This is a genomic window from Rhodococcus parequi, from assembly GCF_046042785.1.
Taxonomy (GTDB): domain Bacteria; phylum Actinomycetota; class Actinomycetes; order Mycobacteriales; family Mycobacteriaceae; genus Prescottella; species Prescottella parequi.
Window position 1 is genome coordinate 168,138 of the sequence record NZ_JBDLNV010000006.1, and the last position, 15,964, is coordinate 184,101.

At 68.3% G+C, this 15,964-nt stretch carries 12 protein-coding genes; 8 read left to right on the forward strand and 4 right to left on the reverse strand.

The window, feature by feature from the left end:
* Nucleotides 1-42: 42 nt before the first annotated feature.
* The gene (locus tag ABEU20_RS17975; RefSeq protein ID WP_420165741.1) at nt 43-2,001 is read left to right on the forward strand and encodes a sensor histidine kinase; all 1,959 of its coding nucleotides are present in this window, start codon (nt 43-45) and stop codon (nt 1,999-2,001) included.
* Complete coding sequence (locus ABEU20_RS17980; protein WP_420165742.1) at nt 1,998-2,636, forward strand: response regulator; 639 nt, start codon at nt 1,998-2,000, stop codon at nt 2,634-2,636. The genes ABEU20_RS17975 and ABEU20_RS17980 overlap by 4 nt, the downstream gene beginning before the upstream one ends.
* Before the next feature lie 6 nt (nt 2,637-2,642).
* Here the strand turns inward: ABEU20_RS17980 and ABEU20_RS17985 are convergent, their stop codons facing one another.
* On the reverse strand, nt 2,643-4,358 hold the full coding sequence (locus ABEU20_RS17985; RefSeq protein WP_420165743.1) for an amidase: 1,716 nt from the start codon (nt 4,356-4,358) through the stop codon (nt 2,643-2,645).
* Nucleotides 4,359-4,584: 226 nt separating this feature from the next.
* Here ABEU20_RS17985 and ABEU20_RS17990 point away from each other — a divergent pair, with 226 nt between their 5' ends.
* The 3 genes from ABEU20_RS17990 (at nt 4,585) to ABEU20_RS18000 (ending at nt 9,140) form a co-directional block, all read left to right on the forward strand.
* Complete coding sequence (locus ABEU20_RS17990) at nt 4,585-5,799, forward strand: acetyl-CoA C-acetyltransferase (RefSeq protein WP_420165744.1); 1,215 nt, start codon at nt 4,585-4,587, stop codon at nt 5,797-5,799.
* Between the two features lie 31 nt (nt 5,800-5,830).
* Nucleotides 5,831-7,972 (forward strand): 3-hydroxyacyl-CoA dehydrogenase NAD-binding domain-containing protein, encoded by a 2,142-nt coding sequence (locus ABEU20_RS17995; protein WP_420165745.1) that lies wholly within the window; start codon nt 5,831-5,833, stop codon nt 7,970-7,972.
* 184 nt (nt 7,973-8,156) lie between these two features.
* A complete protein-coding gene (locus ABEU20_RS18000) occupies nt 8,157-9,140 on the forward strand; it encodes an alpha/beta fold hydrolase (RefSeq protein ID WP_420165746.1) in 984 nt (327 codons plus the stop codon).
* 28 nt (nt 9,141-9,168) lie between these two features.
* Here ABEU20_RS18000 and ABEU20_RS18005 read toward each other — a convergent pair whose 3' ends face one another.
* Nucleotides 9,169-10,602 carry a hypothetical protein gene (locus tag ABEU20_RS18005; protein WP_420165747.1) on the reverse strand — a complete coding sequence of 478 codons (1,434 nt, stop codon included), beginning with the start codon at nt 10,600-10,602 and terminating at the stop codon, nt 9,169-9,171.
* Nucleotides 10,603-10,764: 162 nt separating this feature from the next.
* Between ABEU20_RS18005 and ABEU20_RS18010 the strand changes: the two genes are divergently transcribed.
* From ABEU20_RS18010 to ABEU20_RS18020, 3 genes are all read left to right on the forward strand, one after another.
* Nucleotides 10,765-11,346 carry a TetR/AcrR family transcriptional regulator gene (locus tag ABEU20_RS18010; RefSeq protein ID WP_420165748.1) on the forward strand — a complete coding sequence of 194 codons (582 nt, stop codon included), beginning with the start codon at nt 10,765-10,767 and terminating at the stop codon, nt 11,344-11,346.
* Between the two features lie 156 nt (nt 11,347-11,502).
* Nucleotides 11,503-12,276: an SDR family NAD(P)-dependent oxidoreductase gene (locus ABEU20_RS18015; RefSeq protein WP_420165749.1), complete on the forward strand. Its 774-nt coding sequence runs from the start codon at nt 11,503-11,505 to the stop codon at nt 12,274-12,276.
* Nucleotides 12,277-12,305: 29 nt separating this feature from the next.
* Nucleotides 12,306-13,073, forward strand: coding sequence for an IclR family transcriptional regulator (locus ABEU20_RS18020; RefSeq protein ID WP_420165750.1), 768 nt, complete (start codon nt 12,306-12,308; stop codon nt 13,071-13,073).
* Nucleotides 13,074-13,126: 53 nt separating this feature from the next.
* Here ABEU20_RS18020 and ABEU20_RS18025 read toward each other — a convergent pair whose 3' ends face one another.
* The gene (locus tag ABEU20_RS18025) at nt 13,127-14,425 is read right to left on the reverse strand and encodes a class I SAM-dependent methyltransferase (RefSeq protein ID WP_420165751.1); all 1,299 of its coding nucleotides are present in this window, start codon (nt 14,423-14,425) and stop codon (nt 13,127-13,129) included.
* Nucleotides 14,422-15,879 (reverse strand): FAD-binding oxidoreductase, encoded by a 1,458-nt coding sequence (locus ABEU20_RS18030; protein WP_420165752.1) that lies wholly within the window; start codon nt 15,877-15,879, stop codon nt 14,422-14,424. Before ABEU20_RS18030 ends, ABEU20_RS18025 begins: the two co-directional genes overlap by 4 nt.
* Nucleotides 15,880-15,964 lie beyond the last annotated feature (85 nt).

Here is a 15,964-nt window from a genome sequence, read left to right on the forward strand (position 1 = left end):
GGTTCATACTGCTGGGCGGATGTGGACGACACGGGAGGGCGCATGGCCGAGCGGATCTCGGGTGGAGGGGCACCGGCCGCGGCCGCCGCCGTGGCGGTCACCTGCTGGACGCTCGTCGTGCTCTCCCTCGTGACGTTCCTCGTCGCCGACCCCACGATCGACTCGAACCAGCTGTTCTTCCTCGTCGACGTCGTGGGCGCGGCGGTCTACGGCACGGTGGCGGGCGTCGTGCTGGCGCGGCGGGTGCATCCGGTCCCGATCATTCTGGGGGCCGCGGCGATCGGCATCGGACTGGCGGCGCTGGGCTACGGCTATGCGCAGTGGGCGGCGGTGCGTCCGGGTCTGCCGTGGGTGGACGTCCTGTCGCCGTTGCAGAACACGGCGTGGATCCCGGGGACGCTGGCGCTGTTCCTGGTGATCCCGTGGCTCGTGCGCGATCACCGCTTGGACATCGCGGCCCGGATCGGGCTCGTCGCCGGCACGCTGGTGACCGCGTGGTTCTTCTGGGCGCGCACCTTCACCGATGTGGCGCAGGTGCCATTGCTCGCGCCCGTCGTGGGCGTCGGGTTGGTGGCCGCCGCGGACGCCGCTCGCCGGTGGCGGCGGGGCCCGGTCGACGAGCGTGTCGGGCTGGGCTGGCTCGCGTTGGGGACCGCGCTCATGGCGTTGTCCTTCGTGCCGCTGATGCTGCCGTCGACCTGGCCGGGGCTGTGGATGTTCACCCCGGCCGTGCACCTGGTGGTGCAGCCCTTCTTCCTCGGTGCCATCTTCGTTTCGATACTGCGGCAACGCATGTGGGGGCTGGATCTGGTGGTCAGCCGGGCCGTGCTGGCGGGCAGTCTCACCGCGCTGCTGATCGGACTGTACGTCGTGGTGGCGACCGCGCTGGCCGGCCTTCTGCCCGCCGGGGACTCCACCGGCGCCCAGTTCGTCGCCGCGGCCGCCGTGGCCGTCGCGGTGCAACCGGCACGGATGTGGCTGCAGCGCAGGGTGCAGCGGCTCGTGTACGGGTCGGGAACGGACCCGGGGCACGCCGTGCGCGAGCTGGGCCGGCACTTCGGCAGCGCCGAGTCCCCGGCCGCGCTGCTCGAGGGCCTGGCCGCCGGTGTCGGATCGGGGCTGCGGCTCGAATCGGTGGTCGTGCACCGGGCCGACGGTGCCGAGGTGGCGAACTGGGGGAGGGCCACGGGATCTGCCGAATTCGTGGATCTGATGCATCGGGGCACCCGGGTCGGCATGCTCGCGGTGACCGCTCCGCCGGGTGAGACGCTCGGCATCCGATCGCGGAAGTCGCTGTCGGAGTTGGCTTCCGTGGTTTCGGCGGGCCTCGTCGTGGTCCAGTCCGCCGAGGATCTCGCCGGCGCGCGACGACGGCTGGCCACCGTCCGGGCGGAGGAGCGTCGGGTGATCCGGCGCGAACTGCACGACGGTCTGGGCCCCTCGCTCGCGGGAATTCGCTTGGGACTGCAGGGTGTTCGCAATCTGCTCGCCACCGATCCACCGGCGGCGTCGGCGTTGCTGGAGTCGCTGCAGGAGCAACTCGACCACCAGGTCGACGGCGTCCGGTCGCTCTCGCGCAACCTGTTCCCGCCGGTCCTGGACGAACTCGGCCTGACGGCCGCGCTCGAGGAGCTCGCGACCGGCTACGCCCGCAGTGGCTTCGATCTCGACGTCGTGGCCGACGTGCCGGCGGACATCGGCGGGCAGACCGGTGCGGCGGCTTACGGCATCGCGATCGAGGCGGTCACCAACGCGCGCCGGCACAGCGGCGCGCCGGGGTGCCGCGTCGAGGCGTCGTGCGGCACCGACGGTGCCGGCCTGCCGGTCCTCACCCTCGTGGTGCGGGACGTCGGCCGCGGCTACGATCCGTCCGGGCCCGCCGGCGTCGGGACGCGGTCCATGCGGGAGCGTGCGGACGAGCTCGGCGGCTCGGTGGTCATCGAATCCGGTTGCCCCACCGGAACTGTCGTCACGGCACGCCTTCCGCTGGTGGCGTCGTGAGCGGCATCGCCGTCGCCGTCGTCGACGACCACCCCGTCTTCCGGCTGGGCATGGTCGCGCTGCTGTCGACCCTCGAGGGCATCGAGGTGGTCGCCGAGGCCGGCTCGGCGGCGCACGCGCTCGACGCGATCACCGAGGACGTCGACGTCGTGCTGATGGACCTGGAGCTGGGGGACGGTTCGGGGATCGACGCCACCCGGGCGCTGTGTGCCCGGGACCCGGGCCTGCGGGTGCTGGTGGTGACGATGCACGAGGACGAGGATTCGCTCGTCGCGTCCCTCCGCGCCGGGGCTCGCGGTTACCTCGTCAAGGGTGCCGGTCCGGACGAGGTGGAGCGGGCGATCCGCGCCGTCGCGAACGGCGACATGATCGTCGGCGCCGCCGTCGCTGCCAAGGCGATGACCGTGGTGGCGGCGCCACGCGCGCGATCCAGCGTGTTCCGGGAACTCACCGAACGCGAGCACGAGGTGTTGGACCTGATCGCGCGGGGCCACGACAACGCGACCATCTCACGTCGATTGGTGCTCAGCCCCAAGACCGTTCGCAACCACGTCTCGAACGTACTGGCCAAGTTGGGTGTGCCGGATCGATCGTCGGCGATCGTCCGGGCCCGGGACGCCGGTGTGGGGCTCTGACGACGGTCAGACCGGAGCGGTCGCCGTCGTCGGCAGGAAGTGGAAACCGAATCCGACGTTGCTGGTGTTGGTGGGATCGGGCCCTGCACCGGGGGTGGTCGCCTGCACGCGCGGGATGTCGCGCGGTGCCGCAGGGATCGTGGGCGCCGCCTGCCAGTCGGGGCGGGCCGCCTGCAGTTCCAGGGCGATCTCGATGAGCCCCTTCTCGTCCCACGGGCGTCCGCCGATCTGGACACCGAAGGGAAGACCGGTGGCCGAGGACCGTCCGGCGGGCGTGCAGACCACCGGGGTGCCGGTGAGATTGGCCCACCGCACGTCGCCGGTGGTGCCGCCGAAGACCGAGACGCCGGCGATCTCGAGGCGCTTGGCTCCGTCCATCTTGGAGCCCGGCACCAGGACGGCGTCGAGGTCGTTGTCGGCGAACATCCGGTTGTAGTCGTGCTGGTACACCATCCGGTTCCGGGCGGACGTCATGTAGTCGATCGACGGGACGGCCAGCGCCGCGAGGGTGGCGGCGACCGTCGCGCCGTTGTCGAGGCGGTAGTCAGCGAGCCGGTCGGAGAACTGTCGGTGGTAGCTGCCCATCTCGGCGGAGTCGCCGGTCAGCAGGTCGGGGGCCGCAATCGGCAGCGAGATGTCGACGACGCTGCCGCCGAGGCGTCGGACGAGATCGAGGAACTCCCCGAACAGCGTGCCGAGCGGCGCGGGCAGGACGTCGACACTGCGCCGGGCCACGCCGAAACGCTTGCCGGCCAAAGGCCGCTCGCCGCCCTTCGCGGCGAGGGGATACCCCTCCGCCGGGGCATCGGGGGCGGCGTACGTGGCGGGGAAGTTGGGGTCGGCGCCCGCCATGTGGCCGAGCAGGAGGGAGGCGTCGGCGATGCTGCGGGCCATCGGACCCGGATGATCGCGCGTCCACGTCAACGGAATCACGCCGTAGGCGCTGCAGCGGCCGAACGTCGGCTTGATCGACGTGATGCCGCACGCGCTCGCGGGCAGGCGGAGCGATCCACCGGTGTCGGTGCCGGTGGCGAGCGGGACGAACCGAGCCGCCAGCAGCGCGGCGCTGCCGCCGGAGGAGCCACCGGGCGAGAACTCGGTGTTCCACGGGTTGCCCACCTGTTCGGTCGCGACGCCGATCGCGAACTCGTCGGTGTGGGCGTGGCCCATCAGCACCATGCCGGCGTCCCGCAGTTGCCGCCACACGGTCGAGTCGCCCGCCGCGATGTTGCCGTCGAGCACCCGGCTCGACGCGGTCAGGGGCAACCCGGAGACGGCGAACAGGTCCTTGAGGGCCAACGGGATTCCGCAGACCAGGGGCGCCTCACCGTGGGTGCTGCGGCTCTTGGCGGACAGCCGCTGCGCCGCGGCGTCCGCGGCCTCGTAGGCCATCTCGGGGTAGATCCGGATCCAACCGCCGATCTCCCCGTCGAGCGCGGCGCTTCGGGACAGGCAGGCGTCGAGCAGTTCTCGGGGGTGCAGGCGGCCGGATCGCAGGAGGCTCGCGGCCTCGACCGCGCCGAGCAACGCCGGATCGGAGACCGTGACGGTGTCGGGCGACGGCAGGGTGTGCGACGACGTTCCGGTGTGACGGACTGCCGGTCGGGCCGCAGCGGTGCCGGTCGTGCCCAGCGTCGCGGCTCCGGCGGCACCGAGCGCGGCCGCGCCGAGGAACCCTCGTCGTGACAGTCCGGTTCTCCGCTCGATCGCGGGTTCACCCATCGAAGCGCCCCCTCTCGAGCATGATCTCCCGTGGAGAGGTTAGCGGTTGCCCGGCGGGAGCAGCCCCGGCAGGGCGGGTGTCGGTGATCGCCTCGGTCACAGACGGGGATCGCTTCGGTCCTTCCCGCTAACTGGAACACGTTCTAAGGTGGGGGCAGCCGAGGTGTGTGCCGCGTATGGGCAGGTTTGCCGCGACGGCACGCAGACGTGAACAGGAAGGAACACCGTGACCACAGAGGCATTCATCTATGAAGCCATCCGGACCCCGCGTGGTCGGGGCAAGCAGAGCGGCTCGCTGCACTCGGTCAAGCCGATCTCGCTGGTCACCGGCCTGATCGACGAACTGCGCACCCGCTTCCCGGACCTCGACGAGGACCGCATCTCCGACCTGATCCTCGGCGTGGTCAGCCCGCTCGGCGACCAGGGCATGGACATCGCGCGCATCGCGGCCACCGATGCCGGACTTCCCGACACCGTCGGTGGCGTGCAGATCAACCGCTTCTGCGCCTCGGGCCTCGAGGCCGTGAACATGGCCGCGCAGAAGGTGCGTTCGGGCTGGGACGAGATGGTCATCGCCGGCGGCGTCGAGTCGATGTCGCGCGTGAAGATGGGCTCGGACGGTGGCCCGTGGGTCAACGACCCGGCCACCAACTACGACAACTACGTGGTGCCGCAGGGCATCGGCGCCGACCTCATCGCGTCGATCGAGGGCTTCACCCGTGACGACGTCGACGCGTACGCGGTTCGCTCGCAGGACCTCGCCGCCAAGGCGTGGGCCGGCGGCTACTTCGCCAAGTCCGTCGTCCCGGTCAAGGACATCAACGGCATCACGATCCTCGACAACGACGAGCACATGCGCCCCGGCACCACCGCCGAGAGCCTAGCGGGCCTGGCACCGGCGTTCGCGATGGTCGGCGACATGGGCGGCTTCGACGCCGTCGCACTGCAGAAGTACCACTGGGTCGAGAAGATCAACCACGTCCACCACGGCGGCAACAGCTCCGGCATCGTCGACGGCGCCGCGCTGCTGCTCGTCGGCAGCGAGGACGCCGGCAAGGCGATGGGCCTGACCCCGCGCGCCCGCGTCGTCGCGACCGCCACCTCGGGAGCCGACTCGACGATCATGCTCACCGGCCCGACGCCGGCGACGAAGAAGGTGCTCGCGCAGGCCGGTCTGACGATCGACGACATCGATCTGTTCGAGATCAACGAGGCGTTCGCGTCCGTCGTGCTGAAGTTCCAGAAGGATCTGAACATCCCGGACGAGAAGCTCAACGTCAACGGTGGCGCCATCGCGATGGGTCACCCGCTCGGCGCGACCGGCGCCATGATCACCGGAACCATGGTCGACGAGCTCGAGCGCCGCGGCGCCAAGCGGGCCCTCGTCACGCTGTGCATCGGCGGCGGCATGGGCGTGGCCACCATCATCGAGCGCGTCTGACGCTCACGAATCAACCAGGAGAGACGAAACAGTGAGCGATCAGAACATCATCAGCTGGGAGCAGGACGCCGACGGCATCGTCGTGCTCACCATCGACGACCCGAACCAGGGCGCGAACACCATGAACGACCGCTACATCTCGTCGATGCGGGAGACCGTCGACCGGCTGTACGCGGAGAAGGACTCGATCACCGGTGTCGTGCTGACGTCGGGCAAGAAGACGTTCTTCGCCGGTGGCGACCTCAAGAACATGATCAAGGTCGGCCCCGAGGACGCCGAGCAGATCTTCGGGCACTCGCTGAACCTCAAGGCGGACCTGCGCCGCCTCGAAACCCTCGGCAAGCCCGTCGTCACGTGTATCAACGGCGCCGCGCTCGGTGGTGGCCTCGAGATCGCGCTCGCGACGCACCACCGCATCGCGGCCGACGTCAAGGGTGTCAAGATCGGCCTGCCCGAGTCCACGCTCGGCCTCCTCCCGGGTGGTGGCGGCGTCGTCCGCACCGTCCGCATGTTCGGCATCATGACGGCGCTGACGCAGTTCCTGCTCCAGGGTCAGCAGCGCGGCCCGCAGCAGGCCAAGGAGGTCGGCCTCGTCGACGAAGTGGTGGCCGAGGTCTCCGATCTGGTCCCGGCGGCGAAGGCGTGGATCAAGGCCAACCCCGAATCCGGCGTGCAGCCGTGGGATGTCAAGGGCTACAAGATCCCCGGCGGTACCCCCGCCACCCCGGCGTTCGCCGCGAACCTGCCGGCCTTCCCGGCGAACCTGCGCAAGCAGCTCAAGGGCGCGCCCATGGAGGCCCCCCGCGCGATCATGGCGGCGGCCGTCGAGGGCAGCCAGGTCGACGTCGACAACGCGCTGCTCATCGAGTCGCGCTACTTCACGAAGCTGGTCACCGGCCGCGTCGCGAAGAACATGATCCAGGCGTTCTTCTTCGACATGCAGGCCATCGGCTCCGGTGCCTCGCGTCCCAAGGACAACCCCAAGCGTGAGATCAAGAAGGTCGGTGTCCTCGGCGCCGGCATGATGGGCGCGGGCATCGCGTACGTGTGCGCCAAGGCCGGAATCCCGGTGGTGCTCAAGGACGTCACGATCGAGGCTGCGGAGAAGGGCAAGGCGTACTCCGAGAAGATCGAGGCCAAGGCGCTCTCGCGGGGCAAGACCACCGAGGAGAAGTCGAAGGCGTTGCTCGCCCTCATCACGCCGACCGCCGATCCGGCCGACTTCGCCGGCGTCGACTTCGTCGTCGAGGCCGTGTTCGAGTCGCCCGACCTGAAGAAGAAGGTGTTCCAGGAGATCGAGGACATCGTCGAGCCCGACGCGTTGCTCGGCTCGAACACCTCGACGCTGCCGATCACCGACCTCGCGACCGGCGTCAAGCGGGCCGAGGACTTCGTCGGCATCCACTTCTTCTCGCCGGTCGACAAGATGCCGCTCGTCGAGATCATCCGTGGCGAGAAGACCTCGGACGAGACCCTCGCGCGGGTCTTCGATTTCGTGCAGGCGATCCGCAAGACCCCGATCGTCGTCAACGACTCGCGCGGCTTCTTCACCTCGCGCGTGATCGGCACGTTCGTCAACGAGGCCATCGGCATGGTCTCGGAGGGCATCGAGCCGGCCACCATCGAGCAGGCGGGCATGCAGGCCGGGTACCCGGCTGCGCCGCTGCAGCTTTCGGACGAGCTGAACCTGACGCTCATGCAGAAGATCCGCGCCGAGTCGAAGGCCGCCGCTCTGGCCGAGGGCAAGGAACTTCCGGCCGACCCGGCCGGTGACGTCATCAACTACCTCGTCGAGGGTAACGACCGCAAGGGCCGCCTCGGCGGTGCCGGGTTCTACGACTACACGGACGGCAAGCGCACCGGCCTGTGGCAGGGGCTGCGCGATCACTTCAAGTCCGGATCGGCCACCCCGCCGCTGCAGGACCTGATCGACCGCATGCTGTTCATCGAGGCCATCGAGACCCAGAAGTGCTTCGACGAGGGCGTCATCACGTCCACCGCCGACGCCAACATCGGCTCGATCATGGGCATCGGCTACCCGGCGTGGACGGGCGGCGTCAGCCAATTCGTCGCCGGCTACCCGGGCGGTAAGGCCGGATTCGTCGCTCGCGCCGAGGAACTCGCCGCCAAGTACGGCGAGCGGTTCACCCCGCCGGCGTCGCTGAAGGGCTAGTCCCACAGCTCCACCCACGACACACCCCCGTCCGGTTCGCCGGGCGGGGGTGTCGGGTATCGGCAGCGCTTGAATTTCGCGCCGTGCACCGGATTCGGGCCCATCCAGCGGGATGAATGCAGGCAGAACGCGTGCACGCGATCTAGGTTGGAAGTGACGCAGGACACAGGAGAGCGAGGGCATCTTGGCGAACTGGACGCACCACCGCGCGCGAATCAACGGGATCGACATGCACTACGTGAGTGAGGGGGAGGGCCCGCTCGTCGTGCTCCTGCACGGCTTCCCGCACACGTGGTTCAGTTGGCGTCATCAGATCGGTGCGCTGGCCGACGCGGGCTACCAGGTCGTGGCGCCGGATCTGCGTGGCATGGGGCAGAGCGATGTTCCCGACCGCCTCGAGGACTATCGCGTCGACAACGTCGTCGCCGACATCTGCGGCCTGCTCGACCATCTCGGTCACGACAGCGCCGTGTTCTCCGGGTTGGACTACGGCCAGTTCATCGCATACGACATCGCGATCGAGCGCCCGGAGCGGGTGCGGGGCGTCATCGGTCTGCAGAATCCGTTCTACGCCGCCTACGACCGGCTTCCCAGCGAAATCGAACGCGAGCGTGGTCGCGAGCACTTCAACCACATGTCGTACTACCTCGACGACCCGGACGGGGCTCGCGTCGATCTCGACGCGCATCCACGCGAGATCCTCATGAAGATCTTCCACATCCTGTCCGGCGACGGCGACTTCGCACAGGTGTGGGAGCACCCGCCGGGCACCACCTACCGGCAGGCGTTGCCGCAGCCACCGGCCCTGCCGTGGTCGTGGCTGTCGGAATGGGAGCTCGAGACCTACGTCTCGGAGTACTCGCGCAGCGGTTTCGGTGGCGGGATCAACTGGTACCTCGCCGCGGACATGAACTGGACATACCGGAAGTCACGCGCCGACAACATCACCCGCACGCCCTTCTACTTCCTGTGCAGTGCGTCGGACGTCGACCTCCTGAACTGGCACGGCGACGACCCCATCGACAAGCTGAAAGAACATCACGCCGACGTTCGTGCGGTCCGCACGGTGCCGGGCGGCGGGCATCTGCTCGCGATGGAGAACCCGGCCGAGGTCAACAAGGTGCTGCTCGAGTTCCTCGCCGACCTCGACAGGTCGTCATCGGCCTGACGACGATCTGTCGAGGTCGCTACGAGTTCTAGCCGAGGAAGCGCTCGGTGTAGTTCGCTGCCCGCTCCTCGAGTTGCGTCACCCGCTGGGCCGGTGTCACACGTGCGGTGTCTGCGGGGAGCGCCGCATCGAGATCGGCGAGGTCGACCAGCCGGACAGAACGGACCGTGCGGGCCGGATCCACCTCTGCGGGAGTCGACTGCCAGCGAACGGCATACATGCCGCTGTCGATCCCGTCAGTGTCCAACCAATTCCGGACGCCGGGGTCCGTCGACGAGACGACGTAGGTGATCGTGCCGTCTGCGTTGGGGGTTGCCTGGGACTGATTGAGGCTGCCCGATCGGTGGACGTATTCCCGGGCGACGCCCCACGGATCGGTCAACTGGAATCCGAGGTAACGGGCCCCGACCGGATCCAGGGTGACGACCAGCGCCTGATCGGGGCCGAGAGCGAAATGTCCGCTGGTCGCGAATCCGAAGCCGGAGCCGCGCGGTGCCGCAGGCGCCTGAACGTCGTTGGCCGCCTTCGTATAGATGAACGTGTTGTCCCAGTCGAGCCAGTACCGGGCGATGGTGCGGAGCAGGTCGGCAGCTCGAGCGGCCAACTGTTGGTCGCTGCGAGGGCCGCTGGCCGCGGGGCCGGCGGTGCGCTCGATGGTCAGGTGTGACGGCTGCTCCTGTGCCCAGTCGTTCAGCGAGTCCCGGGCGATCAGCAGTCGGGACTGCGCCGTCGTGCGAATGTGGTTGGGCCGGCCGTCCGCCGCGTCCGGGCCCACCGTGATCGTGAACGACCCGTCGGGAGCGATCTGCATGCGGTCCGAGGTGAGCGAACCCGACACGGGTGCTCCCTCCCTCGTCACCGCTCCGGTGCCGGGAAGCTCGCCGTACAGGACGAAGGACAACTGGGCGGGCCGCCGCTCCGGCATACGCCCGTGGATCACGAAGGTCGACTCGCCGTCGACGGCGGTGTGCCGATACACGTTGTCGGGGTTGTCGATTCCGTAGCCCGACCGGGCAACGTCGAGGCCGTGCCAACAGTGTGGGGCCGTGACGACCCAGTTGAAGTGTGGTTCCGAGGGATTGTCGGTGACCACGGTCTGGGTCGCCGCCATCGCAATGGAATCGACCGCTGCGTCCAGGGTGTCTCGCCCGGCTCGGGTGGCACCCTGCTGATCGGCGCGGTACATCGAGGCGACGTCGGACTTCGCCGCCCGGACCAGGGGATGCGCCGCCACTGCCCCGACCGTCTTCTCGAAGTCCAACTGCGAGCGAGAATCGAGTGCACCGCCCGGTGCGAAGTCGCGATCGCATCCGCTGTCCGAGCGTCCCCCGGACAGGCTTCCTGTCGAAAGGCTGCCCGCTGGTGCAGGACTCAGTGGGCCCGCCCCCGACATCGTGGGTAGGAAGACGGTGACCGCGGTGGCCATCAGTCCGGCGGTCAGGATTCGTCTACGTATGGGCACAGGTTCTCCTTTGGTTGCTCCGCTCCTCCGAGAAGGGGAGAGGATTCCAATTCCGTTCGGATACAGAAGAAGTGATCGCGAGAGCGGAAGGTTTGTCCCGGATGCGGAACCCGCGCCGCGTTGTGGTTGATTTGACAGTAGACGACCGTCTACTGTCAAGGGGTGAGTGAGGTCGAGGCAGCCGACAAGGTGTGGGGCAGAGACGAAGTCCGGCGAGCCGTGCGGCTGGCGGCGCGTAAACGGATCGCCGAGAAGGGGCTGTCCTTCAGTATGCGTGAGCTCGCGGCCGATGCCGGTGTGAACCTCGGGCTGATCCACAAGCATGTCGGAAACAAGGACGATGTCGTCCGGGCGGTGCTCGCGCGAAGCCACGAGAAGTCGGCGGCGATCGTCGAGGGCGTCGACTCGGTCCCGGAGGCTGTACGGGCGTTGTTCATGGTGGGGGTTGCCGACCCCGAGTACGTGCGAATCGTGGCGTGGCTGAATCTGCACGGTCGTTCGGATCTCATTCCGAACGAGGACATGGACGCCTTCGAAGCGATCACCCGCACGTCGCACGTCTCCGTCGACGATCGGGTCCGGCAGATGGCCGTGCTCGCCGCGATCTCCGGCTGGTCGTTGTTCGGAAGCGGGATCCTGCAGTCGTCGGAGATTCCGGACGGCGAGCGAGAGTTCTACGAGGCGCGGATCGCGGATCTGCTGGCGACGATCGTCAACGGGGGTGCGCCGACGCGCGGTGCCTGAGGTGACCTGGCGTTTCTCGTGAGGCGGGAAAGAGTCTGGGCGGATTGCCGAGCCGGAACTAGTTTCTCCCCGGTGTGGCGCGGGACACATTCGTCCCGTGCTGCGCCGCGTCCGGCCTTCGGTCGACGCGGACACTCAGGAGAACGGAGAATCGCCATGCTGGCGTTGACTTTTCCCGAAGGTGCGGCCCTTGTCTTCGGTGGCAGTGGCGGCATCGGCCGCGGCGTCGCCCGGCAGTTCGCACAGGCGGGGACGGCCGTGGCCGTCTGCTACAACTCCAAGCGCGACGTCGCCGAGGAGACGGTCGCCGAACTCCGCGCGCTCGGGGTGAAGGCGAGCGTGCATCAGGTCGACGTCCGAGACGAGGCGGCGGTCGTCGGCGTGCTCGCCGACGTCGTCGCCGAGCACGGCCGGATCCACACGCTCGTATGGGGCGCCGGGCCGGTGGTGGAGCAGATCACCGTCGCCGAGACCACCCCGGCGCAGTACCGACGGTCCGTCGAGATCGAGACGCTCGGCATGTACACGGCCGTCCACGCCGTGCTGCCGCACTTCCGGGAGCACGGCGGCGGCTCGATCGTGCACCTGGGATCGGCCGGCGACCACTGGTTCCCGGAACTGGACGGTCTGTCGGTGATCCCGAAGGCGGCCAACGAGGCCCTGGTCCGCGGAATCGCCAAGGAGGAGGGTGCCCACGGGATCCGGGCCAACTCGGTGCTGGTCGGCGTGATCGAGGCCGGAATGTTCCTCGAACTCCAGGCGCAGGGCGTGTTCGACGAGGAGTGGACCCGTGAGGTGCACAAACTGGTTCCGTTGAAGCGGTGGGGCAAGCCCGCCGACATCGGTTCGGCAGCCGTCTTCCTCGCCTCGGAGCAGGCCAACTATATTACGGGGCAGCAAATCTCGGTGTCAGGTGGATTCGGTGTCTGACCTGCTGCCCTAGCAGAGAGGACGCGGCCGTGTCAGATGACCGTGAACAGGCTCCGGCCACGTCGATGCTCGACCGGATCGAACTGGTGCTCGAGGCACTCGACGACAACGGTTATCTGACGCTGAGCGAGACCACCCGGCTCACCGGAATCCCCAGCTCGTCCGCGCACCGCCTGCTCGAGAAGATGGTGTCGATGCGGTGGCTCAACCGGGTCGGCTCCCGCTACGAGCTGGGGATTCGTCTGTTCGAACTGGGTTCGCGGGCGATCCGCAATCACTGGTTCCATCGCGTCTCGTTGCCGATCATGCAGGAACTGCATCGCACGACCGGCGCGGTCGTCCACCTCGCGTTCCTCGACGGCGCCGACGGCGTCTACTGGGAGAAGCTGTCGGGTTCGTTCGGGGCCAACGTGCCGTCCCGGATCGGCGGCCGCTACCCGGCGCACCGGTCGGCGGTGGGCAAGGCGTTGCTGACCCAGCTCCCGTCCGAGGCCCTGGACGGTCCCGTGTTCGATCACCTCGAGACCGGCGTCGTGGGCGGGCGCCGGGCGCTCCGCGAGGAACTGGTCCGCGCGGTCTCCGAGGGGGTGACGTACGACCGGGGCACGTTGTCGCCGTCGCTGGGCTGCGTCGGCGCACCCGTGTCGAAGGGGATCCCCAAGCCGGCCGCCATCTCGATCTGTGGCCCGGTCGACCGGATCACCACGGACCGACGCATGATCGAGGCCGTCCAGCGCGCCGCCGCCGCGATCGAGAAGGCCGCGCGTCAGGTCGACGCAGGCTCCCGCACCACATGACGGAGGGGCCGCCGTCCGAGTGGACGGCGGCCCCTCCGTGGGTGTCGGTCGGGTCAGCCCTTCCACCACGGGCGCAGCGGAACATCCGCCTCGCCGTTCGGCCCCAGCTTGACGGCCAGGACCTGGTGCAGCTGAACGACGTTGCGTTCGAATCCGAGTCGCGAACCCGCCATGTACAGGCCCCACACCTTCGCGGTGCCCTCGCCGACCTCGGCGACACACTTGTCCCAGTTGTCGACGAGGTTCCGGCACCAGCCCGCGAGGGTCAGTGCGTAGTGCTCGCGCAGGTTCTCCTCGTGGCGCACCTCGAGACCCACGTTCTGGATCTCGCTGATGATCCGGCCCGAGCCGGTGAGTTCGCCGTCCGGGAAGATGTAGCGGTCGATGAAGTAGCCGGCCTTCGCTCCGCCGCGATTACCGGGGCGGGTGATGCAGTGGTTGAGCATCCGGCCGCCGACTCGCAGCTTGTCCTTCATGAACCCGAAGTACGCCGGGTAGTTGTGCACACCGATGTGCTCGGTGAGGCCGATCGACGATATGGCGTCGAAGCCGGTCTCCGGGACATCGCGGTAGTCGGAGAAGCGGACCTCCGCGAGATCCGACAGCCCCTCCTCGCGGATGGCGGCCTGCGCCCACTCGGCCTGCTCGCGGGACAGCGTCGCACCGATCACCTTGACGCCCCTGCGGGCGGCGTAGCGGACCATGCCGCCCCAGCCGCAGCCGATGTCGAGGAGGCGGTCGCCCTCCTTCAGTCCCAGCTTGTCGAACACCAGGCGGTACTTGTTCTCCTGGGCGTCCTCGAGGCTCTGGTCCTCGGACTCGTACGCGGCGCACGTGTACGTCATGGACGGGCCGAGAACGTACTCGTAGAACGTGTTGGAGACGTCGTAGTGGTGGTGGATCACCTCGGCGTCGCGAGTCTTGGAGTGCCGCAGGCCTTCCGCGAACCTGCGCCAGCGGGGTAGGTGCTCCTGGGGCGGCGGCGCGATGGGACGCAGGTTGTCCCAGCCGATGGAGCGGGTGATGGCCGCGAGCTCCTTCGCCGACGGGCGATGGAAGTGCAGGTCGGTCATCGCGCGGAGGATCTCGTACGGATCACCGGGGTGTACGCCGATGGCCTCGAGGTCGCCGGAGACGTAGGCCCGGGCCATGCCGAGGTCGCCCGGCGCGGTGGCCAGGTAGGTGGTGCCGCGCGTCGACTTCAGGTGCAGCCCGTACGGCGCGTCCTCCGGGCCGGTCGCGCTCCCGTCGTAGGCGGTGAAACGCAGCGGAATCCGGCCGTCGGAGACGGTGTCCACGATCTCCGCGATCGTGAGTTTCTGCGGATCGGATTTCGCCTTGAGGGTCGTCACTTTCGTTGCACCGCCTTCGAATAGAGGTCCAGGAGACGTGAATCGGGGTCGTAGCGCTTCTTGATCTGTGGATAGTGGTCGCCGCCGTAGAGCAGCGTGAATTCGTCCTCGTCGTAGAACGACTCCGAGTAGAGCGACTTGTGGCCGTCCAGTTCGCTGACCTTCTTCTCGATCAGGCGGTTCGCCGCACCGACGGGTTCGCCCGGCACGATCGGCACCGACGACCAGAAGCCGACGTTGACGTAGGTGCGTCCCGGGTCGAGGGGATACAGGGGCCACGGCCGCGGTGCGGTCTCGTGATCCGGCCGCGGTGCGGTCTCGTGATCCGGATTTGCCGGTTCGCGAAGGCGCAACGGGCACAACCACAGCGGTTCGATCGGGATCTCGTCGAGGAACCATTCGAGGAACCGCTCGCAGTTGTCGATGGGAACCTCGATGTCCTGCACGACGCGCTCTCGGGGCGGCAGCCCCTTGCGGGCCTCGAGGCGATCGCCGATGTCGTACTTCTGATCGAGTCCGATGAGTTTCCAGTAGAAGCTGCTGCGCAGGTAGCGCTTCGGCCAGAATCGCCGGATCTTCGGGTTCTGGGTGCCGAAAGCGCGTGAGCACCAGAACCAGTCGGTGTCCCAGCGCCACAGGTAGTCGTGGATGGTGAGCCGGTCGGTCTTGGGGTGATTGATCGACTCGTGCTGGATGGACCGGTAGTAGATGTCCATGTCCGTGTAGTCGCTCACCGGGCCCGGCTCGTCGGTCTGTACGCCGAGCGTCAGGTACGCCTCGGTCGCGGAGAAGACCGTGCCGTCGAGGTAGTCGACGTCGATGCCGTCCCACACCCGTTCGAGGACGATCCGTTCCATGGTCCGCTGCAGTTCACCGAGGTCGGTGAAACGTAGGTGGCGGAGTGCGACGTACGGCTTCACGGGCTCGAGCTCGATGCGGATGCGCGTCGAATAGCCGAGGGTTCCATAGGAGTTCGGAAAGGACCGGAAGAGGTCGGCGTATTCGTTGTCCGGGGTGGCGGTGACGATCTCACCGTTGCCGGTGAGGATGTCGATCTCGAGAACCGACTCGTGGGGCAGTCCGTTGCGGAACGACGTGGACTCGATGCCGAGCCCGGTCACGGCGCCGCCGAGGGTGATGGTCTTCAGCTGCGGGACCACCAGCGGGGCGAGCCCGTAGGGGAGTGTCGCGGCGACCAGGTTCTCGTACGTGCACATCCCCTGCACGTCGGCGGTGCGGGCGTCGGGGTCCACCGAGATGACGCCGCCGAGCCCGGACACGTCGAGGCCCGGTGCGCTGCTCTTCGCCCGCGCGCGGAACAGATTGGACGTCTTCTTCGCCAGGCGTACGTTGGCGTCCGGGGGGATCGCCCGGTAGCTGGACAGCAGGCGCTGGACTCCCGCGCGATGCGCGGCGAGCCCTGTTTCGCGGATACCACTCTTGGAGTCGACCACCCTCTGACGCTATCGCTAGTCGGATCGGTCGGCCATCGATATCCCGGTGAGTCGGAGATGTATAGCTATGCTAACGACTGCGGGG